Genomic DNA, 21,184 nt, shown 5'->3' with positions numbered 1-21,184 from the left:
TGAACGTTGATCCATAGAATATCAATTAATTTTTTTATTAATCTTGAGGGGATGAGATCATTCATGGAAAAAGCGAAAATGACGGTAGATAAAGATTTTACGATTGGCGAAGTCGACAAGCGATTGTATGGATCATTTATTGAACATCTCGGACGTGCGGTGTATGGCGGGATTTACGAGCCGGGCCATGGCTCAGCGGACATGCAGGGGTTCCGTACAGATGTACTGGAGATGGTGAAGGAGCTGCAAGTGCCTATTGTGCGCTATCCGGGTGGTAATTTTGTATCCGGTTACAATTGGGAGGACAGCGTTGGACCTGTGTCTGAGCGCAAACGCAGGCTGGAGCTGGCCTGGAGAACGATTGAAACGAATGAATTTGGTTTTAACGAATTTGTGGATTGGGCGAAAAAGGCAAACTCAGAAGTGATGATGGCGGTGAACCTTGGAACACGCGGGGTAGATGCTGCGCGAAATATTGTAGAATACAGCAATCATCCGGAAGGCTCATATTACAGTGATCTTCGAATCAAGCACGGATACAAGCAGCCGCATGGGGTGAAGACCTGGTGTCTGGGGAACGAGATGGACGGTCCTTGGCAGATCGGGCATAAAACAGCTGAGGAATACGGGCGTACAGCTGCGGAAGCAGCTAAAGTCATGAAATGGACGGACCCAACGATTGAACTCGTTGCCTGCGGAAGCTCGCATCTGGGCATGCCTTCCTTCCCGGACTGGGAAGCAACGGTGCTGGATCATACGTATGATCATGTCGAATATCTCTCTTTGCACCAATATTACGGCAACCCGGATCATGATACCCCAACGTTCCTTGCGCGTTCATTGGAAATGGATCGTTTCATTGATACGGTAAAAGCGACTTGTGATTACATGAAAGCAAAGAAACGCAGCAAAAAGACAATGTATTTGTCCTTTGATGAGTGGAATGTATGGTATCACTCCCATGAGAACGACTCCAAAATGGACCCGTGGCAGATCGCTCCTCCGCAGCTGGAAGACATCTATAATCATGAAGATGCGCTTCTGGTAGGCTGTATGCTGATTAGCATGCTGAAACATGCGGATCGGGTCAAAATGGCTTGTCTGGCCCAACTCGTCAATGTTATTGCTCCAATTATGACCGAAACAGGCGGAGCATCATGGAGGCAGACGATCTTCTATCCATTTATGCATGCATCCGTCTACGGTCGTGGAACGGCGTTGGTACCGTTGATTCAGTCACCGAAATATGACACCAAACAAATTACGGATGTTCCTTATCTGGAAGGTATTGCAGTGCATAATGAGGAGCAGGGTGAAGTCACTGTATTTGCAGTTAACCGTCACTTGGAGGAATCTCTGCCGCTTGAGGTCGATCTGCGCAGCTTCGGTAAATGTAGCCTGATCGAGCATATCGTGCTGGAAGCAGATGATCTCAAAGCAAGCAACACAGCAACTCAACCTGATCGCGTCGTTCCGCATAGACGTGGCGGGGCTTCGGTATCGGATACACTGATCACAGCCAGTCTGGCGAAAGCGTCCTGGAATGTGATTCGTTTGAAGGTGCAGTGAGGGGTGGCAAGATCCTTGAAGCATCCCGAGTACACTCAAATGTGTGCTGAGACTAGCAGCAATACAGTTGAATTGCAATCAAAAAAGGATGCGATTAATTCGCATCCTTTTTTTGATGGTACGCCGCGAGTGAGAACCGTTAAGTGTGCATCGGCTCTAACGATCACAGAAAACCTTATGTAGGCGTTCAACGCTACATTTCAAACCTAACGATCATGAGAGACACTATTCCGATGAAAAGAGTTGATATCTCAGGAAAAAGTGGGCATTTCACAATAATAGCGTTTCCTCGGATCGTTAGAGTTTCAAAGTGGAAGAAAACCTTCAAATAGCGTCTCCTGAGATCGTTAGAGCTCAATATAACAGGCTACATATCAAACATTCTCGTTTTGATTTTCGTGTGACTCTTCTTGAAGAAAAAAATGGCGAAAAAAGTCGAATTATATCAACTGATACAATATGTTTTGTGATAGTATAGCAGTATATTCCAGACGAAATCGTGCGATACGGGAGTGTTATGTGCGTAAGTCGTCCAGGGGTACACACAAGTGAAAAGGGAGAGCGATGCTATGGACCGAAGGCTGATTTTGAGATTTACTGCAATTTGCATGATTGTAAGCTTGGTGATGACGATGTGGGGGAGAGTGCCTGTTGTGCTTGCAGCTCCAGCTGCGCCGATGGTTACCTCCAAGCTGGAAAGCATTGAGGTATCCAACGTTGAAAGTGGTGCAACATTAAACCTCTATCGTGCCTCAGGCGGGGCGCCAATATCTACTGTGCACAATGTTGCAGGCCCCACATACCTGTTTGATTCCGTTGTTCCTCACAAGGATCAGTACTATGTGACGCAAACGGTGAATGGGGAAGTAAGTGGAGGTTCAACCTTTGTCAATTCCAGCCTGCGTCAGCCTCAAGCATCAGGTGGTATAGAGCAAGTAGTGATCAGCAATGTTTACACAGGAGCGGAAGTGAGGCTCTATGAATCCAGCGGAATCCAGGTCACCATCGCAGGGGAAGTACAACTCGATGGCACAGTGCTGTTCAAAAATGTACCAGCTGGTCAGGGCTACTATGCTGATCAGAGAATCAATGAGGTAGTAAGCCTGGGTTCTAATCAGGTTACGGTGACCCCCGAAAGACCTAAAGCTGAAGGAGAACCGGGAAAGATCAAGGTCAGTGAATTCCATTCGGGGGCCATTCTGAATCTGTACCAGGTGAATGGTGGTACATTGGAAGCTACTTCACCTCCCGTAACAGATCCTACGTATACGTTTGAGTCTGTTGTGCCCCGCAAGAGCCAATATTATGTCACTCAAACCTTTAACAATCTAGAAAGTAAAAATTCCGATTTTACGAGTTCTAGTTTGCCACAACCACAGGCCAGTGTGGACGGTGACTCAGTCAAGGTCAGCAGCATTTATCCCGGAGCAGCCGTTTCTCTGTACAAAGGGGATGGGAGTTTCGTTTCCAATACACCTGATGTACGGCTGGATGACAAGGCCACCTTTTCCCATCTGAACCGTCGTACCTACTACTACGTGAAGCAAACGATTAATGAAGTCATTAGTGAATCAGAAGCTGTTTATGTTGAACCGAATATACCGGCGCGACCTGTGGCTCAGGGCAAGCTGGAAAGCATCGAGGTCAGTGGGTTCACATCAGGTGCAACCCTGAAGCTTTACCAGCAATCGGATAACTCATTGGTATCCACTTCAGATGCTGTCACGCAGAGTCCGTATCTGTTTGAGCATGTCGAGCCTAAAACTGGAGGGTATTATGTCACACAGACAGTGAACGGGGAGCAAAGTGAGAATTCTGAATTTGTAAATTCCGAGTTGCGACACCTTGAAGCTAGTGCGGATTCCAGTTCAATCACGATCAGCAATGTATATCCAGGAGCCATCGTTTCTTTGTATAAAAAGGATGGAGGTCTTGTTTATTCAGATACGCCGAACTTGCAGCCGCCGTACAAGGTTATTTTCACCGGTTTGCAGAAACGAACCCAATATTATGCTCAACAGCAGATTAACGGCGTAGTTAGTGTAACGACGAGCTTCATCGAGCTATCTATTAATACGCCCGGCAGGCCGATAGCGGTAAAGGGAACGGAATATATTGATGTCAGCGGCTTCACTTCAGGTGCTGTTCTGAAGCTCTATGAGGCGGAAACCGATACCCTGAAGGCTACCTCTGAGCCGGTTACAGAGAGCACGTATCGTTTTGAGAACGTAATACCGGACAGCAGAGAGTACTATGTCACTCAAACGGTAAATGGGGAAGAAAGTAACAATTCCGATTTCATTGGCGTGGACCTGCGGAAACCTGTAGGCAGTGTGGGTATCGGGTATCTGGATGTGGATCAAGTCCACCCGAAAGCAACTGTCAGCTTATATTTGACGAACGGGTTTCTTGTTTCCAGTAGTCCTCCACCACAACTCGATGGCAAACTGCGATTTGACAATCTGCCAGCTGGCAGTGAGTATTATGTTGTGCAGAGCGTAAATGGTGTAATCAGTGAGGCAACGCCTTGGCTGATGATTCCTACCGTTCCTCATGCGCCCAAGAATGTAAAAGCAACCACCGGCAACGGCCAGGCCACCATTGCATTTGATATTCCACGTCAGGATGGAGGCAGTCCGATCACGGAATATGAAGTAACAGCTTCACCAGGCAATATTCAGGTCAAGGGAACCTCAAGTCCAATAACAATAACAGGTTTGACGAATGGCACAAGTTATACGTTCACGGTTAAGGCGATTAATGCGGTAGGCAGCAGTTTGGCATCGACGCCTTCCAATGCAGTGATTCCAGCGTTACCTTCAAGTGGAGGTGGTTCAGACGGTAGCTCCGGTTCAGGCAGCACAACAGGGGGGACATCATCACCATCTACACAGACAACGGTCAGCCAAGGTGTTAATGTTCTGGTTAATGGTGTATCTGAACAGATTGGCTTCTTAACTCAAACCACCAAAGAGGGTCAAGTTGTAAGCAAGGTGGGGGTTGATCCCGAAAAGTTAAAACAGAAGCTGGCTGCTGAAGGGCCGGGCGCTTTGGTCACGATTTTGGTACCTTCAGGTGCGGACGTTTTGATCGGAGAGCTGGACAGCTCCATGATTCGGGATATGCAGCAGTCGAAAGCCGTATTGAAGCTGCAGACCGACTTCGCAACGTACAGCCTCCCTGTACAGCAGATTCCACTCCAGTCTCTTGCTCAAGGCTTGGGGGGTGACAAAGCTCTGCAAGACATGAAACTCCAAGTGGAGATGGGCAAACCCTCTCAGGCAGAGAGTGATGCCGTGAATCGCTCGCTTCAACAGAACCAGTTCACACTTCAAGGGGTGCCAGTTGAGTTTAAGGTGAGGGTGACATACGGTGATCAATCTGTAGATATCCATCAGTTTAATACTTATGTTGAACGAACGATCACTCTCGAAAAAGGGAAAACACCATCCGGCATCACAACAGGCGTTGTTGTGAACCCGGGCGGAACGGTAAGACATGTACCTACTCGTATTGTCCTGAGAGATGGAAGATATGAGGCAGTCATCAACAGTTTAAGCAACAGCACCTATGCACTTATCCTCAATCCGGTTCAATTTGACGATGTAGTGGGGCATTGGGCACAGAATGCAGTAGATGATATGGCTTCCAGAAAAATCATTGAAGGGACAGACAACGGAAGCTTCAGTCCTGATAAGTATATGACTCGTGCTGAGTTGGCCGTAATCATCACCCGAGCATTGGGCATAGCACCAAGAGCCTTGAACAGCACGTACTCTGATGTGCCACAGAATGTATGGTATGCAGCAGCTGTTGGCAGTGCGCGCGAGTATAATCTGGTTCAAGGCTATGCAGACGGAAGCTATCAACCGGATCGTAATGTAACTCGGGAGGAAGCGATGCTTCTTTTAGCCAGAGCGATGGAACTTAGAACAGGCCCGGCTTCCATGACAGAACAGCAAGCTTGGCAGATTGTCGCGGACCGTGGTTTGGAAAAAGGCATATCCTCATGGGCCATCAAGGGCGCAGCCCAGATGGTTGAAGCAGGAATTGTCACAGGTCGAAGCAAAGGTAATCTGGCCCCTGATGCGTTCGTTACCCGTGCCGAGGTTACACAGATGGTAGCACGTTTACTGGCGAAGATTGGTCTGATCTAGGGATCTAGTCCGTTACTTTATCACTTTTCATCTAGGTCACTGCTTTATCGGTTTGATCCAATCTATTGAATCTATTGTTTTAATGGATCTTTTGACTATGGCACGAAACGAATAAGGCAAGACGTAAAGACCGCATAGCCCTGATGACAGGGGATGCGGTCTTTGCTGATAACGTATATTTTATGCAGCTTCAATTTCAAGCCTTCCCACCAAACTCCAGGCTTTCACCATCCTGTGGAATAAACACGTTCCCATCCAACTGCACGGATGCCAGATAAGCGGCAAGTTCAACACGCGATGTCATACAGTGATTAATGGCATCCATGTGAACAGCGATAAGGTGGGCCGAAGGTGCAGCGCGTTTCACAGCGGCGACGTCGGGCCCGTGCATCGTGATGGGATCACCTTGCAGGAAGCGGGCGCCTCCGGCATTAACAACAATAACCTCGGGATGATACGTTCTAATGGCTTCCGCAGGCTCATCACACCAGATTGTATCCCCGGCAATATAAGTTACGGGTTCCCCGGCGGCTTCAAGCACAAAGCCGGATACATTCCCCATGCGTTTGCCGATCTCTCCTGTACCGTGATGCCCCGAAGTGCGAGCGAACCGTATCGAATGGTGCTTATGCTGAACCTCAACAGGGGTTACGTTTGTAAATCCTGCTTCGATGAAAACATGCTCATCCCCAGGCTGGCATATGAGCGGGATATCTTTGCGCAGCTGTCTTGCAGCGGCTTCATCCCAATGATCAGGGTGCGTGTGCGTTACAAGTAGCAGATCGGGGTTCAGAATATCGGTCTCGATATCGGGCAAGCTCACGAGGGGGTTCCGCAGAGCATTCGGTGTATTTTGAAAAGCAGGCATGCTTCCCTTGTCCATCAGCATCGGATCAACCAGAATGTTCAAACCTGCGTATTCCAGCCACAGTGTAGCATTCCTAATCAATTGAATGTTCATTTCATTTGCACTCCTTCATATTCTCTCTTAGTATTATCCTATATGTTAAACAAACCGCTTCACGTCGTATATAACCTGCTGAATGCAGATCGGCCTGACGATTTTCAAGGTGAAAGGAATGCTGAATATCCATGAACGAAACGATAGATGCGACAGATTTACGTATTCTACAGCTCCTCATTCAGGATGCCAAACGGTCGAACAAGGAGATCGGGGAAGAGGTGCATCTTACGGGGCAGGCGGTCGGAGCAAGAGTACGCAAGCTGCAGGATATGGGGGTCATTGAAGGGTATACGGTAAAATGGAACCCGGAACGCATAGGCCTGGGCCTGGAGGCGTTTGTCACGGTATTTCTGAACTCGGGCGACAGACATCCTGCCTTTCGTGCGTTTGTGGCAACGCGTGAGGACATCGTTGAGGTCCACCGCGTAAGCGGAGAGGGCTGTTACCTGATGAGGGTACAGACCGGAACGACCGAGCAGCTGGGTGAACTGCTGGAGGCGCTGCTGCCCTTGGGCAATTATAGGGTGAGCCTGTCCCTTGGTGTAGAAAAGTCCAGGAAATAAGAGGGAGCGCAGGTGACTATGGAGGCTTGTGGAGCTTGCTTGCAACGTCCTGTCCTTCTCTTCCATAATCCGTATGCTGCCGAGCCCAAGGCTCCTCCCGGAAGTTTCAGGGTTAGGGGCCCAGCAGCTGGATCAGTCCCGATTCAGCTGCCGAGCTTCACTTAACGACTGCTGAAGCATAGCCAAAGAGTGATGAAGTCTCTTTTTTCCAAGCAGGTGATCGGAGTGGATATGGACGCGTGTGCCGTCCTTCAGATATATGGCATACATGGGGGAGCGGGATAGCTGCCACTTGCTCTGAGCCGGAGTGGTCAGCTCTATCTTGCGAATCTGGTCCCACGGGAGCTTACGTTGCCCGGCGCGGAGCTGCTGCTGATCCCATGACAAGAGCACGGTAGAACGCTGAAGGGAACGATTCAGGAACATAAAGAAAAAGGGTCCCACCATCCACATACCGAGTATGGCAGCCATAGGATAATAGATTTTCTCTACACTTTCTGTCTGCCCGGCCGCGATAATCCATAAGAGCAGTACACACAGGACAAGGAACAGGAAGCAGAGGCTTCCTTTCCAGATGGCTGTGATGCGACGATAACGAATTTCTCCGATTTCTCCGTGCTGATGTTCGGATGAGGCAGCGTGCATATGCATAGTTCATTCCTCCTTGTAATCCCTGGAGCCATATGTAAAATTGCCGCCTGCATCAGCAAAGCGGCATGTTTGACGTGTGTAGCCTATAGTGTAAGTTGACGTGTGTAACCTATAGTGTAGTTTACGAGTTCAGGCGGCAGTTAGGTGCAGGAGTTATGCACATTTGGCATGTTCTTGTATCCGTATTGTCTTGATCACAGTGTTGATAAGGCGTTTTACTAGCCAAGCTGCTCGATTGTTGCCCGGCTTCCCGTGCGTGCTGGTATAAGTCCGCATACACTCCTTGCGCTGCAACCAGCTCCTGATGTGATCCTTCCTCTACAATAGCACCCTGCTCCATGACCAGAATTCGATCGGCATGCATTACCGTGGAGAGACGATGTGCAATTACAATCGTAGTCCTGCCTTGGGAGACAGACTCCAGTGCATGCTGCACAAGCTGCTCGGTGTGTGAGTCCAGATTTGCGGTAGCTTCATCCAGGATGAGTACACGGGGCTGGAAGACAACGATCCGGGCAAAAGAAATCAACTGCCGTTCCCCGGCAGACAGTCCGCTTCCACGCTCCGAAAGGCGGGTGTCATAGCCTTGTGGCAAACGATTAATCATCGCATGTGCTCCAACAAATCGGCAAGCGTCCATCGCCTGCGCTCGCGTAGTATCCTCCCTGAACATTCGTACATTATCAATAATGGTACCCGAGAACAGGAAAGGCTCCTGCTGAATCAGACCGACAATACGGTGGAGTGTAGCTTGTGGAATATGGCGAATATCGGTGCCATCAATCTGAATGCTGCCCTGATTCACATCATAGAAACGATTGAGCAGGGAAATCAGCGTGCTTTTGCCGGCCCCGGTGGTTCCCACAATGCCGACCATTTCACCCGGATACAGGTGCAGGTTCATATTTTGAATAATAGGTCGATCTGCGCGATAACCAAAGGACACGTCATTAAAGTCAATCTGGCCCATAACGTGCTGCGGCACCAGAGCTGAAATTTTGCCTGGTTCGGGATCATGCACTTCAGGTTTGGTATTTAAAATGTTCCAGATCCGATCCATAGAAACGGTTGTGGACTGAAAGGTGTTCCACTGCATCGTAATCTGGTTGATGGGCTGAAAGAACTGACGAATATAGCTGATAAATGCGTACAGTACCCCGACTTGCAACGATTCTCCAAGCACAGCGCGACCTCCAAGCCAGACCATCATGACCAGAGCTGCGTTACCCAGAATGTCAAACGTCCGGTTAAATATAACATTTGAACGGGCCTGCGCAATGTTGGCTTGCAGATGTAGGGCGTTCTGCTCCTTGAATCGTTTGTTCTGTTCTTCCTCCTGATGAAATGCCTGAATCAGAAACATCCCGGACAGGTTCTCCGCAGTGAACGCAATGAGACGTGAAAGCCGGGTACGAGCATTCTGGTATGCTCTCCGCAGCCTGCGGCGAAATAATGCAGCTACAACCGCAATGACAGGCAGCACGAAAAGTGAATAACCGGCAAGCACGGGATCAAGCTGAAACATAAAAAAGATAATAAGCACCAGCATCATGCCATCCCGGATCAGACTCAGCAGCACCTGTGTGAAAAAACTGCTGATCGTTTCCGTGTCACTGGATACATTGGTCACTAGACTGCCGATATGGAAGCGGTCGAAGAAGGACATGGACATTTTGGAGATGTGCCGGAACAGGTCTTTACGAATGCGTGAGACGATGCTCTGACCGACATGCTGTAACAGATTGTTTTGCACATAGGTGAAAATAAAACTGATCACAGCCAGCCCGAGAAAAACGGCAGCAAGCTGAATCAGAAAGCTGATGCTTGTTTGCCCCACAGCCAGATGGTCGTCGATGGCGATTTTCACCAGATAAGGCTGTAGCAAATCTGCCGAGATGCCTAGCAGGGAGCAACAGAAAATACCGGCGAATGCCCAGCGATGTGGCTTGGCATATCCCATCATGGCTTGAAACGAAGCGCGTTTACGGTGGTGATCTGCGGAGGACGCTTCAGAATTGGGTTCGGCGTGATGAATTGTATCATTGGTTTCGTTTGGAGGATGCATTTTGTTCTTGTGCTTTGCCTTGCCATCCGTGTCAGACATGATGTAATCCCTCCTCCTGCAAGCGATAGGTCGCTGCATACAGGCCCTTGGCGGCCATTAGCTCAGCATGTGTTCCCTGTTCAGTAATTTGTCCTTCATCCAGCACAATAATGTGATCTGCATGACGAACCGCGCTGATACGATGGGAGATGATCAACGTGGTCTTCCCTTTGCCCAGCTTGCGCAGACTGCCCAGAATGCCCGTCTCGGTAACCGCATCTACGGCGCTCATACTGTCGTCCAGAATCAGCATCCGGGCTTGCTTGATCAGCCCGCGGGCGAGGCTTGTGCGTTGCCGCTGTCCACCCGATAACGTAAGTCCGCGCTCGCCAAGCAGCGTATCGAAACGGTCGGGGAACCGTACAATATTTTCATAAATCATTGCTTGTTTGGCGCTGTCCTCCACATCTCCAAGCGGTGCTTCCCGATTGCTGAAGGCAATATTGTCACGAATGGTGGTGCTGAACAGAAATCCATCCTGGGGAACATAAGCGATTTGTGATCTCAGACTGTCCAGTGACAGTTCACGAATGTCTGTACCATTGATGAAAATAGTGCCTTGCGGCGGCTCGTATGTACGAAGCAGCAGCTTGACCAGTGTGCTTTTACCCGACCCGGTTTTACCGACAATGCCAACCGTACGACCTGCTTTAATCTGGAGCTGAATGTGCTTTAAGGCAGGAGCTGCGCTGCCCGGATAATGGAATGTCAGATTCTGAATCGTAATGTCCTGCACCTGCTGAAGAGCCTCTGCCTCCGAAATTTCACGCACATCCGGTACTTCGCTGAGCAAATCATGCACTCGTTCGAGCGAGGCCCCTGAGCGTTGCATCGTATTAATAACGTTGCCAATCTGCTGCAGCGGGCCCATAATCATTCGCAAATACAAGGTTAGGGCGACAAAGCTGCCCAGCGTAATTGAATGCTGCATCGTCAGGATGCCGCCAACCAGCAAGGACACCACGAGTGAGAGTGCGCCCAGAAAAGGAAGTGTAGCCTGAAAAAGGGAAGACAGACGAACAAGCCGAAGCTGCTTGTGTTTGATATCATCAACGGTTGCACCAAAACGTGAACGAGCGTTGTCCTCAATAGCAAAGGTTTTGATCACACGAATACCGCCGAGCTGTTCTTCCGCAGACTCCGTCATCGTGGCGAGAGCTTCCTGCACATCCCGGGAGCGCTTTCGAATTCGCGGGCCGAAGAATACAACCAGAAAGGGAATCGCGAGCAAGGGCACAATGCTGATCAGGATAAGCGTAAGCGGAATCCCGCTCAGCAGCATCATCACGATACAGGACAACAGCAGAAAGGTTGCGTTGGTTGTCATCGTGACCCCGTTTGATATGGCTTCACGGACGGAGGTGACATCGTTCATGAAATAGCTGAGCAGCTTGCCGTTGCCCTGTTTGGAAAAATAATACTCGCTGAGCTCGGAAAATTTGCGAAATATGCGCTCACGCGTTATAAATTCAAACCGCCGACCCAGCTTCATAATCATGAATTGGCCGCTGCCAAACAGCAGATTGTATGCAATTGCAATCGCGAGCAGTGATAGGCTGTAACGGATCACTGTCTGCATTTGAAGTGTATTTTGCATTAATTGATCTGTGAAGCTGCCCAGAATACGGGGCAAGGAGGCCTGACCGATATTGGACGCAATGATTAAAAGTATAGCCAGAAGATAGTTGGGCCAATGGGATAACACATAACCGCGCAGTAAACCTTTTTTGGACATGGGTGTAGGTTCTCCTTTGGTTGGTTAAAGCTTAGTAGAACGATGGAAGAGACTTTTCACACAAACGAAGTCAAGAAAAGGGCAGACACCGCTATGTTAGCGTGTCATGCCCTCTTACTGTATGCGAATCTGTTTATGATTTATCCGTCATGTGATGCAATCTCTATTTATATTTTCGCGCTAATCTGGATAGATGTCAACGGAAGCCGGCTTATTCTGGACGAGCGAAAAGCGAATGATAACATGTGCGAAGTATACGCTCTGCATACGGCTGGACAAGCGATCATGCATTGTAAGAGAGGTACCGGGCATACAGCATTTTGTATGCGTGATTATGGTGTTTTATTCACCAAATGCCAAATAAACTGAAACATTTTCCGGGGGGGCACCGTCTGAAGGGATGAAAAGGTGAAAAAAAGGTTTTACTAAATATGATGGAGGTAATCGGAAATGAAACATAAAAAAGGTTTGGCTGCAACACTTGCGCTTTGCGTGTCTTTGACAGCAGGAGGTGCTTCGGTATTTGCATTTTCCGACATCAAGGATGAGGGTCAAAAGACCGTTGTCGACTCATTAAAATCAAAGGGGATCATTAACGGTATGACAGCGGATTTGTTCCGTCCAGATGTTGTTTTGTCCGAACCGCAGGGCATCCAAATGATTGTCAAGGCGTTTGGTTTGAAAAATGCATATGCGGAAGCTTCCGCTCAGACTAAAATCAGTCCGAACACCTGGTATGCGGATGCTGTGCAAGCAGCTACTCAGAACGGCCTGTCCATTCCGGTAGAAGTGAATCCGCAGGGCAAGATGACGCGTGAGCAGTTTGTTATTTTGCTGCATGAGGGAATTAACACAACCGGGAACTATCCCGTAATCATGAAGTATAATGAAGTGAAGGATGAAAATAAATTAAGTAAGGATGCCATATCTGCGGTTCAGAACCTGCTGAATATGAACATCATTGAGCTGGACAAGGACGGGAATTTCCGCCCGGATCAGTCCCTTACGCGTATGGAGGCAGCAAGCATGATTTTCAAGGCAATTGAATTTGTGGATCAGCATAGCGGCGGCGGTTCAACGGAGCCCGCTCCAACGAACCCTGGTGAAGGCCAACAAGGCATCGTACCTGAGGTAACGATCAGCAAGGTGGATGACCAAACAAGCAAAGTGACTCTGACAGCCGAAATGCCGCATCCGGGATACGGATTGAAGATTGATGAAGTTAAGCTGGAGAAGGACAAACGGGCAATCGTCAAATATTCTATCCTGCAGCCTGATCCAGACAAGATGTATCCGATGGTTATTACCAAAGTGACCGCAGAAGCCGAAATTCCAACAGGCTACACGGCTGAAGCACAGCCTTCCGGTAAGTGAATCGGCGTGCGTAGGTTGTCCGTATCACCTGTTGCTTGAGCAGCAGGCAGATTAGCTAACTAGAAGAACGTTAGGAAACCAGAAACCAGAAAACCATCTAGCGGACCGTATTCTCTGAGGAAGTATGTTAAACAAATCCCAATTGCGGGATCTGTTTAACACTGAACTAGGATGTGTCTGAAAATGCTGAAGTAAAGGATACACTCCAGTCTATTTTCGAGACACGCCCCAGGGAGAACGGGAGGCCAGATGGTTTTTTTGCGGTTGATTCATGAAGATCGTCTCCTTTATTTTGGCGAATAGTTGAAAGAGATAATGCTCTCTTGCTGAAAAAAAATTAAAAAAAGAAGTATGACAACAGCGCGTCATACTTCTTCTTCGATTGTACCGAATATTATATTCATCGACTTCAAAAGAATCCCACCCGTTATTCCTTTTCTTTAACCTTCCAATCACTGTTGTACTAACATTCTTGATTCCCTTCTCCAAAGGAAACATGTTATGGTAGATCGTTTAGAAGGCTAGTCCTCCTGTACGTTATATAACACCCGTGCCAGCAGCCCCTGACCGTAATTGCCAAAGCTTTTGCCGAAAATGGTCAGGCCGCGTTTATTTACAGGGCCGTCAGTGACTGCGATTCGAAAATGAATATCACTTTTGTAATCCAGTCCGATATCATCCAGCGTGACATCCGAAATCCGGCATCCGTCAATATAGCTGCCTTCCTTCGTAATACGAATGAGCTTCAGCATGCCATATTGATTGAGATGCGGTGGCCACCAGTCTGGATTAAACGTACCGCGTGTATCGCCAAAATCGCCTGGACTTGTCCAGAGTCCGATCTCTTTGCCATTGATATAAAAGTAAATATCCGAAGGATAGTTATCGCAGAAACCAGGGGCTTCGGAGCCGAGCTCCATGGATAGCTGAATTTCGCTAAACGTCTGATTAGGCTTGAGGTAGTTAGGGATTCGATATTCCAGATAACCCTCTGCCAGCCAGATCATCTCCGCATCAATCCGAAGCGGGTCGGCAAAATAACGGGGGTCATCGAACTCCCCGATAATGCTGTCTTTTGTCGCAATGCCACACGTTGGCGCTGCCTGATAGTCGCTGTAATGCCCGACCTGAATCTCAACCTCATACCGATTGTGAATCTCCTGTGAGCGAAGATCAACCATTAATTTTTCCTCGTTAAGGTAACAGATCTTCTGGATGCCATGTTTGCCAACCGCTGTATTAATCTCGATTAATCCGCTCTCCTCAAGCTTCTTGATATGCATTGTAATTGCGCCGTTGCTAAGTCCGAGCTTGGTTGCGAGGTCATTCAGATTGAGGCTTTGGTTTTTGGCCAGCAGCTCAATAATCTGAATGCGAATTTCGGAACTGAGTGCTTTGAAAATATTCACACCTGACATCAGATCTTTAATATAAATCATAGGTGGATGTCCTTTCCCCGTTCTGAACAAAGCCTGTTACGCAGACTGTTGCACATTTGACTGTTTTATTTCAGATAATTATAAATCATTATATGCTGGAAAGAAAGGGTGGACAAAATTGATATATTCCCTATGTGTACGTATGAAAAGTGGGGGAATCGTTCCTGTATTTCATTCCTAATTACTTGAAATAAAACATTGAATTAATTTATATATATTTGAAATATACCATTGAATTGTAATGTAACCGCTTTTATAATCCTATTATACTTAAATTGATTTAATACTTCATGAATCAAAGCAACCATTCAATCAGGAGAGGCGGCGCTGTGTTATGGAGAAATTTAACTTAAAGAAGAGTTTGAAGGTTTCGGCGAAAAGGCGTTGGGCACTGCCGGCATTGCTGGTATTGGTGCTGGTGCTTGCAGGACAGTCCAGAGCGTTAGCTGCGTTCTGGAATCTATCGGGAGATATTGCCGTACATGATCCAACGATGATTAAAGAGGGCAATTCATGGTACACCTTCTCCACTGGGCCTGGCATTCAGGTGCTGAAATCAGATAACGGAACGTCGTGGTATCGTGTACCGCAAATTTTTTTGAATGAGCCAACCTGGTGGAATACCGCTGTTCCTGCACAGGCTAATCTGGATGTGTGGGCTCCTGACGTGCAGCGGTATAACGGCAAAGTGTGGCTGTATTACTCCATCTCAACCTTTGGCTCCAACAGATCTGCTATTGGGCTTGCATCCGCAAACAGCGTCGGCGCAGGGCAGTGGAAGGACGAGGGACTGGTGCTGCAATCTACAACATCGAATAATTACAACGTGATTGATCCTGAACTGGTCATTGATGCTTCGGGCGATCCTTGGCTGGCCTTTGGTTCGTTCTGGAGTGGTCTGAAGATTGTGAAGCTGAATAAAAGCACGATGAAACCGACAGGCAGCATCTCTTCAATTGCAGCACGTCCCAATAATGGGGGAGCGATCGAGGCGCCAAGCATCGTGTACCGCAATGGATATTATTATTTATTTGCTTCCATTGATTCCTGCTGCAAAGGTGTAAACAGCACCTACAAAATGGTCTATGGGCGCTCGGCCAGCATCACGGGACCTTATGTCGATAAGAATGGCGTTAATATGATGAATGGCGGCGGTACGATTCTGGATACAGGCAATGTGAGATGGAAGGGACCAGGGGGGCAGGACGTGGTTAACGGCAATGTGATTGTGCGCCATGCTTACGATGCAGAGGATAACGGCAATCCGAAATTGCTGATTAATGATCTGTTGTGGGACGCAAACGGATGGCCAACGTACTAGCGAATATTTACTTTAAATAAATATAAAATGTTTTAATAAAGTGTTGACTAAATGGATCTGGATTTGATAAATTTAACAACAGAAATGCTGATTCATCATCATGAATACGTTTACAAGTCCAGATCAGGAGGGGTTCATATGGTCAAGAGAAAGAGTTGGGTTACGTTCATGCTGTTAATGCTGGTGAGTGCGCTGGTGCTGGCAGGCTGCGGAGGGGGAAGTGGGGGCTCCGGTTCAGCCAGCGGAGATAAAGAGCTGACGTTTATGTTCCGCGGAGGAACGGATGAGCAGAAGGCGTATCAGGCTGTGGTGAAGAAATTTGAAGAAGAGCACCCTGGCGTCAAAGTTAAAATCATCGTGACCGCTGCCGATCAGTATGCAACCAAGCTTCGTGCAGCGATTACAGGCAACAGCATGCCCGACGTATTTTATTTCGCTCCAGGCGATATGAAGGCTTACGTAAACAGCAATGTGCTGATGAATCTGACACCTTATATTGAGAAGAGCAAGGATATCCATCTCGATAACATTTGGAAATACGGAATAGACTTGTATCGTTACGATGGCAAGATGGCGGGACAAGGCGATCTATATGGTATGCCTAAGGATGTAGGGCCGTTTGCACTCGGTTATAACAAGACGTTGTTTGAAAAAGAAGGCATTCCATTCCCGGATAAGGATAAGCCGTATACATGGGAAGAGTTCATCAAGGTGAACCAGCAAGCGACCAAGGATACCAATGGTGACGGTAAACCTGACGTGTTTGGAACAGGCTTTAACGTACAATGGGCACTGCAGGCTTTCGTGTGGAGCAACGGGGCTGACTGGCTGGATGAGAGCAAAACAAAAGTGACGATTGATGATCCCAAATTTGCGGAAGCGCTGCAATTTTTTGCGGATATGCAGAACAAATACAAAGTCACACCTTCCATTGAGGAGGCACAAACGCTTGATACGTACCAGCGCTGGATGAAAGGAGAGATGGCTTTCTTCCCTGTAGGTCCGTGGGATATGAGTACATTCGAAAAGCTTCCATTCGATTATGATCTGCTGCCTTTCCCGGCAGGATCGACGGGGAAATCGGCAACATGGATCGGCTCCCTCGGTATCGGTGTCTCGGCCAAAACGAAGCACCCGGAGGAAGCGGCTGAGCTGGTAAACTATCTTACTGCTTCAAAGGATGGCATGAAACAACTGGTAGACGCGAAGGTTCAGATTCCGAACTTGCTTGATATGGCCGATGAGTGGGCTAAAGACACCTCGACGAAACCGGCAAACAAACAGGAATTTATTGATATCGTGAAGGATTATGGACGGGCGCTGCCAGGAAACTACACCTACAATGCGGAGTGGTATGACATGTTCTTCACCGACATTCAGCCGGTGCTTGATGGCAAGATGACCGCTGCAGATTACGTAAAGCAGCAGCAGCCGAAGATGCAGAAGCTGCTGGATAAAGCGGTAGAGCAGGAGAAGAAATCCCAGAAATAGATAGGAAGAGAGGATGCCAGCAGCCTGAACCGATGCTGCTGGCATCTTGCTTCGTTAGAGGATACAAATTGAACTATGTTTTACATGTTGTAACGTAGAGGACAGAAAAAACCTGGAAAAGCGAATTCAAAAAATCTGGGGATAACCGCTACTCTCCAGGTTATTCTGTCATCGGAGTGAACGATGTAAACGTTTAGTTTAATTTTATCACCAGATTCCATACGGGCATGTGGCATGTATTGACCGGAGCGGAGCAGAAGCAGATTTTTCAAAAAGGCCAATCAATGTATGCCACATGCTGATCTTAGAAACAGGGGTGAACACGTGAATACGAAATCAAGTTTGTATCGCAAAGAGATGCTGTATGGATATTTGTTTATTTTGCCTCCTCTACTGGGGCTTCTGATCTTTGTGTTGTTCCCGTTCCTCTACTCCCTCTATGGTTCGTTCACCGATTGGGACGGACTTGGACAGATGAACTTTATCGGACTTGCCAATTTTAAGGATTTGCTGACTGACGATCTGTTTTACAAAGCGATGTTTAATACGTTTTACCTGATGCTTGGCATTCCGATTGGCCTGCTGCTTGCGTTACTGCTCGCGATGGGCCTGAATCGTAAAATTCCGGGTACTACAACATTTCGTGTGATCTATTACATCCCGGTGATCTCTTCTCTGGCGGCTGTCTCCATCATGTGGAACTGGGCGTACAACGGAGATTATGGTCTGGTGAACCAGTTCCTCGACCTGTTTGGCATTAAAGGCCCGAACTGGCTGGCGAACAAAGATACGGTCAAACCGGCCCTGATCATGATGACGGTGTGGAAAGGGCTTGGCTACACGATGCTGTTATATCTGGCAGCACTGCAAAGTGTATCCCGCACGTATTACGAGGCGGCAGAGCTGGACGGCGCCAATGGATTTCAGATTTTCCGCAATATCACCTGGCCGATGGTGAAGCCTGTAACCTTTTTCCTCGTGGTGACCAATATTATCGGGGGCTCGCAGATTTTTACCGAGATGAACATTATGACGCCTACAGGCGGCCCTGAATATGCATCGGCTTCAATTGTGTTTTACATCTGGCAAAAGGCCTTCAGTAATCTACAGATGGGCTATGCGTCAGCGATGGCCATGATTCTCGGATTGTTTATCTTTGTCATTACGCTTGTGCAATTCAAACTTAATGAAAGATCAGCCTACGACGGGGATTAATGGGCGAGGAGAGGAGCTGAACGGGAGATGTCTTATAGTCAAAGAAGGAAGGTAACCAATTCTATCATATTTATCGTTCTGTCCATCGGTGCGATTGCGATGATTGCGCCTTTGCTCTGGATGCTGTCCACCTCGCTCAAGGAGAAGCAGGATGTATTCGCGCTGCCGCCGGTATGGATTCCGGAAGTGTTTCAGTTTGATAAATATAAAGAGATTTGGGAAGCGGGGCCGCTGCTCAGCGGCATCAAAAACAGTCTTATTGTAGCGCTCAGTGTGACGGTGGTGGGTACATTTACGTCGAGTCTCGCTGCATTTGCTTTTGCCAAGCTGAGATTTCCGCATAAAAACAAACTGTTTCTCACTTTGCTGGCGTCCATGATGATTCCATATCCAACGGTGATGATTCCGCAATTCATGATGTTCTCCAAGCTCGGCTGGGTGGACACCTTGCTGCCGCTCATTGTTCCTGGGCTGTTCGGGAACGTGATTATGATCTTTTTCCTGCGGCAATATCTGCTCAGTGTACCGGATGCGATCATCGAAGCGGCGAAGATTGACGGAAGCTCTTACTTCCGCTTGTATTCCAGCATTACGTTTCCGCTGATCAAACCGGCCGTGGCGGCACAGCTGATTCTGTGGTTTATGGGCATCTGGAATGACTATCTGGCACCGATTATTTATTTGAATTCACCAGAAAAGCAGACGTTGCAGCTCGTTATTGCAAACTTTAACGCGACATATGCGATACAAACGGACTATCCGCTTATTATGGCTGCGTCCATCGTAGCTCTGCTGCCTGTTTTGATTATCTTCTTGATCTTCCAGAAGCAGATTATCGAGTCGGTGGCGATCTCAGGAGTCAAAGGATGATGGTGATGAAAGCACGGAGAGCATGGAAGAAATGGATGGAACGGAAGGAACCACGCGAACGAAAAGAGTGGAAAGAGTCGGAGAGACGAGAAGAATGGAGAGATTGCAGAGAAGCAAAGGGGCCGCACATGGCGAGGAAGGGAGTTATGGCTTTTATGTTACTGATGCTGCTGGGTACGACAGGCTGTGCGGATGGGGGGAATACGGCGAATCCACCCGTTTTTCCTGAAGCTCCGCAGGATACGAAGCTGTATGATCTTTCCATACTTGAGGATGAATCCAAATGGACAGTGAATAATGCGCATGACCCTGCTATTATCAAAACAGAGCAAGGCTACTACGTCTATTCCACGGACGTACGTGTGGCAGGAGAGCCTAAACCGGGTGTGATGGTCCGCAAGTCAAACGACCTGATGAACTGGACATGGGTGGGGCAGGCGTTGCCGGGCATCCCGAAGGAGGCGCTGGAATGGACGGGAGCGACGAACCTGTGGGCGCCGGATATTATCAAGGCCGGGGATACGTACCGATTGTATTATTCTGCCTCCAGCTTTGGCAGCACGCAGTCTGCAATTGGCTTGCAGACCTCCAAATCTCCCGAGGGACCCTGGAAGGATGAGGGACTGGTGGTGAAGTCGGCCGGTCAGGAGAAGGACGGTATGAATGCAATTGATGCCAACCCGGTGCTGGATGCCTTGGGCAAGCCATGGATGGTATACGGTTCATTTTTCGACGGGATTTATATTGCTCCACTTGACCCGGATACGGGCAAGTTTAAGGAAGAGGGATACGGTACCCGCATCGCCGCAAGAGATCGGGCGACCGAAGAGGGCGCAGTTGAGGGACCCTATATTGTCTACAATCCTGAGTTTCAAAAATATTATCTGTTCGTCTCTTATGATTCCCTGTTCGAGGATTATAACGTGCGTGTAGCTCGTGCTGATTCCATTACAGGGCCTTATACGGACATGAACGGGAATAACATGTTGGACACGGAGCATTTGCCGCAGTATGAGATTGGCACTAAAATTCTGGGAGGATACCGCTTTACCGAAGGGGAGGGCTGGGTTGCGCCGGGGCATAATTCAGTGCTGAAAGATGGCGACGATTATTATATCGTGCACCATGCCCGTGGAGAGACGGACAAAAACTGGCCGTACCTGCATGTGCGTAAAATGCTGTGGACGAAGGACGGCTGGCCTGTCGTGTCGCCGGAACGTTATGCGGGTGAGACAACGCAGGATATTCCCGAGTCGATGATTGCCGGGACGTGGGAAGGCATGGCGCTTGATCCGGCTGTGAATGGACAGGTGCAGGCCGTGCCTTATACGCTAACCGCGAAAGGTAAAATCGAAAGCGAGAACGGTTCAGGCACCTGGACATTTGATGGCAAGCAAACGTTAACGCTGACGTGGAAGGAGAGCCCTGCGGGCGGCGCTTCCACGGAAGAGCTGAAGCTGCTCCCATCCTGGGATTGGGAGCGAAGTCAGCCTGCGCTGGTGGTAACTGGCCTGAATGACCGCGGCATCGCGGTCTGGGGCAAGCAAATCAGCGCAGCCGAGAAGTAGATCGCTGACCTTGCATGAGGGTCAGCAACGTGAGAGGGAGGAAGGAGCCGCATGTGCGAGTTTGTCCTCCGATTTCCACCGCTGGGAGCGGTGAATGAAGAAATCGGAGGACAAGGAGAGCGACCAAGGCCCTACCACCCGCGAACGTCAGCAGTGCCCCAAG

General features: G+C 48.5%; 14 protein-coding genes. 9 read left to right on the top strand and 5 right to left on the bottom strand.

All coding sequences use genetic code 11. The annotated features are described in order from the left end of the window. Positions 1-63 precede the first annotated feature (63 nt). The gene (gene arfA, locus DFQ00_RS14605) at positions 64-1,569 is read left to right on the top strand and encodes an arabinosylfuranosidase ArfA (protein WP_110897212.1); all 1,506 of its coding nucleotides are present in this window, start codon (positions 64-66) and stop codon (positions 1,567-1,569) included. A 608-nt stretch (positions 1,570-2,177) separates the two neighbouring features. Next, a complete protein-coding gene (locus DFQ00_RS14600) occupies positions 2,178-5,726 on the top strand; it encodes an S-layer homology domain-containing protein (RefSeq protein WP_208643785.1) in 3,549 nt (1,182 codons plus the stop codon). Positions 5,727-5,922: 196 nt separating this feature from the next. On the opposite strand, the gene DFQ00_RS14595 is transcribed toward DFQ00_RS14600, so the two are convergent. Further along, a complete protein-coding gene (locus tag DFQ00_RS14595) occupies positions 5,923-6,687 on the bottom strand; it encodes an MBL fold metallo-hydrolase (protein WP_110897210.1) in 765 nt (254 codons plus the stop codon). Positions 6,688-6,818: 131 nt separating this feature from the next. Here DFQ00_RS14595 and DFQ00_RS14590 point away from each other — a divergent pair, with 131 nt between their 5' ends. Continuing rightward, positions 6,819-7,253 carry an Lrp/AsnC family transcriptional regulator gene (locus DFQ00_RS14590; protein WP_110897209.1) on the top strand — a complete coding sequence of 145 codons (435 nt, stop codon included), beginning with the start codon at positions 6,819-6,821 and terminating at the stop codon, positions 7,251-7,253. 132 nt (positions 7,254-7,385) lie between these two features. On the opposite strand, the gene DFQ00_RS14585 is transcribed toward DFQ00_RS14590, so the two are convergent. The 3 genes from DFQ00_RS14585 to DFQ00_RS14575 form a co-directional block, all read right to left on the bottom strand. Then, entirely contained in the window at positions 7,386-7,904 is a 519-nt protein-coding gene (locus DFQ00_RS14585; protein WP_110897208.1) for a hypothetical protein, read from the bottom strand. A gap of 121 nt (positions 7,905-8,025) precedes the next feature. Continuing rightward, positions 8,026-9,867 (bottom strand): ABC transporter ATP-binding protein, encoded by a 1,842-nt coding sequence (locus DFQ00_RS14580; protein WP_244213854.1) that lies wholly within the window; start codon positions 9,865-9,867, stop codon positions 8,026-8,028. 133 nt (positions 9,868-10,000) lie between these two features. Then, complete coding sequence (locus tag DFQ00_RS14575; protein ID WP_110897207.1) at positions 10,001-11,743, bottom strand: ABC transporter ATP-binding protein; 1,743 nt, start codon at positions 11,741-11,743, stop codon at positions 10,001-10,003. A 450-nt stretch (positions 11,744-12,193) separates the two neighbouring features. Here DFQ00_RS14575 and DFQ00_RS14565 point away from each other — a divergent pair, with 450 nt between their 5' ends. Next, the gene (locus DFQ00_RS14565) at positions 12,194-13,117 is read left to right on the top strand and encodes an S-layer homology domain-containing protein (RefSeq protein ID WP_110897205.1); all 924 of its coding nucleotides are present in this window, start codon (positions 12,194-12,196) and stop codon (positions 13,115-13,117) included. Between the two features lie 521 nt (positions 13,118-13,638). Here DFQ00_RS14565 and DFQ00_RS14555 read toward each other — a convergent pair. Further along, on the bottom strand, positions 13,639-14,556 hold the full coding sequence (locus DFQ00_RS14555; protein ID WP_110897203.1) for an ArsR/SmtB family transcription factor: 918 nt from the start codon (positions 14,554-14,556) through the stop codon (positions 13,639-13,641). A 334-nt stretch (positions 14,557-14,890) separates the two neighbouring features. On the opposite strand from DFQ00_RS14555, the gene abnA reads away from it, so the two are divergent. From abnA to DFQ00_RS14530, 5 genes are all read left to right on the top strand, one after another. After that, on the top strand, positions 14,891-15,877 hold the full coding sequence (abnA, locus tag DFQ00_RS14550) for an arabinan endo-1,5-alpha-L-arabinosidase AbnA (RefSeq protein ID WP_110897202.1): 987 nt from the start codon (positions 14,891-14,893) through the stop codon (positions 15,875-15,877). Positions 15,878-16,015: 138 nt separating this feature from the next. After that, entirely contained in the window at positions 16,016-17,368 is a 1,353-nt protein-coding gene (locus DFQ00_RS14545; RefSeq protein WP_110897201.1) for an ABC transporter substrate-binding protein, read from the top strand. 324 nt (positions 17,369-17,692) lie between these two features. Further along, complete coding sequence (locus DFQ00_RS14540; RefSeq protein ID WP_110897200.1) at positions 17,693-18,583, top strand: carbohydrate ABC transporter permease; 891 nt, start codon at positions 17,693-17,695, stop codon at positions 18,581-18,583. Positions 18,584-18,610: 27 nt separating this feature from the next. Further along, positions 18,611-19,453 (top strand): carbohydrate ABC transporter permease, encoded by an 843-nt coding sequence (locus DFQ00_RS14535; RefSeq protein ID WP_110897199.1) that lies wholly within the window; start codon positions 18,611-18,613, stop codon positions 19,451-19,453. A 155-nt stretch (positions 19,454-19,608) separates the two neighbouring features. Then, the gene (locus tag DFQ00_RS14530) at positions 19,609-21,021 is read left to right on the top strand and encodes an arabinan endo-1,5-alpha-L-arabinosidase (RefSeq protein ID WP_110897303.1); all 1,413 of its coding nucleotides are present in this window, start codon (positions 19,609-19,611) and stop codon (positions 21,019-21,021) included. The last annotated feature ends 163 nt before the right edge of the window (positions 21,022-21,184 follow it).

Source organism: Paenibacillus barcinonensis (assembly GCF_003217495.1).
In the GTDB taxonomy this organism is placed as follows: Bacteria; Bacillota; Bacilli; order Paenibacillales; family Paenibacillaceae; genus Paenibacillus; species Paenibacillus barcinonensis.
This window is presented reverse-complemented; position numbering and strand designations above follow the sequence as displayed.

Bases quoted from the DNA above. Each gene is read 5' to 3' on its own strand.
- arfA (WP_110897212.1), top strand. From the start codon at position 64: ATGGAAAAAGCGAAAATGACGGTAGATAAAGATTTTACGATTGGCGAA.
- DFQ00_RS14575 (WP_110897207.1), bottom strand. From the start codon at position 11,743: ATGTCCAAAAAAGGTTTACTGCGCGGTTATGTGTTATCCCATTGGCCC.
- DFQ00_RS14585 (WP_110897208.1), bottom strand. From the start codon at position 7,904: ATGCATATGCACGCTGCCTCATCCGAACATCAGCACGGAGAAATCGGA.
- DFQ00_RS14595 (WP_110897210.1), bottom strand. From the start codon at position 6,687: ATGAACATTCAATTGATTAGGAATGCTACACTGTGGCTGGAATACGCA.
- DFQ00_RS14565 (WP_110897205.1), top strand. From the start codon at position 12,194: ATGAAACATAAAAAAGGTTTGGCTGCAACACTTGCGCTTTGCGTGTCT.
- DFQ00_RS14555 (WP_110897203.1), bottom strand. From the start codon at position 14,556: ATGATTTATATTAAAGATCTGATGTCAGGTGTGAATATTTTCAAAGCA.
- DFQ00_RS14535 (WP_110897199.1), top strand. From the start codon at position 18,611: ATGTCTTATAGTCAAAGAAGGAAGGTAACCAATTCTATCATATTTATC.
- DFQ00_RS14600 (WP_208643785.1), top strand. From the start codon at position 2,178: ATGATTGTAAGCTTGGTGATGACGATGTGGGGGAGAGTGCCTGTTGTG.
- DFQ00_RS14545 (WP_110897201.1), top strand. From the start codon at position 16,016: ATGGTCAAGAGAAAGAGTTGGGTTACGTTCATGCTGTTAATGCTGGTG.
- DFQ00_RS14530 (WP_110897303.1), top strand. From the start codon at position 19,609: ATGTTACTGATGCTGCTGGGTACGACAGGCTGTGCGGATGGGGGGAAT.
- DFQ00_RS14590 (WP_110897209.1), top strand. From the start codon at position 6,819: ATGAACGAAACGATAGATGCGACAGATTTACGTATTCTACAGCTCCTC.
- DFQ00_RS14580 (WP_244213854.1), bottom strand. From the start codon at position 9,867: ATGATGGGATATGCCAAGCCACATCGCTGGGCATTCGCCGGTATTTTC.
- abnA (WP_110897202.1), top strand. From the start codon at position 14,891: ATGGAGAAATTTAACTTAAAGAAGAGTTTGAAGGTTTCGGCGAAAAGG.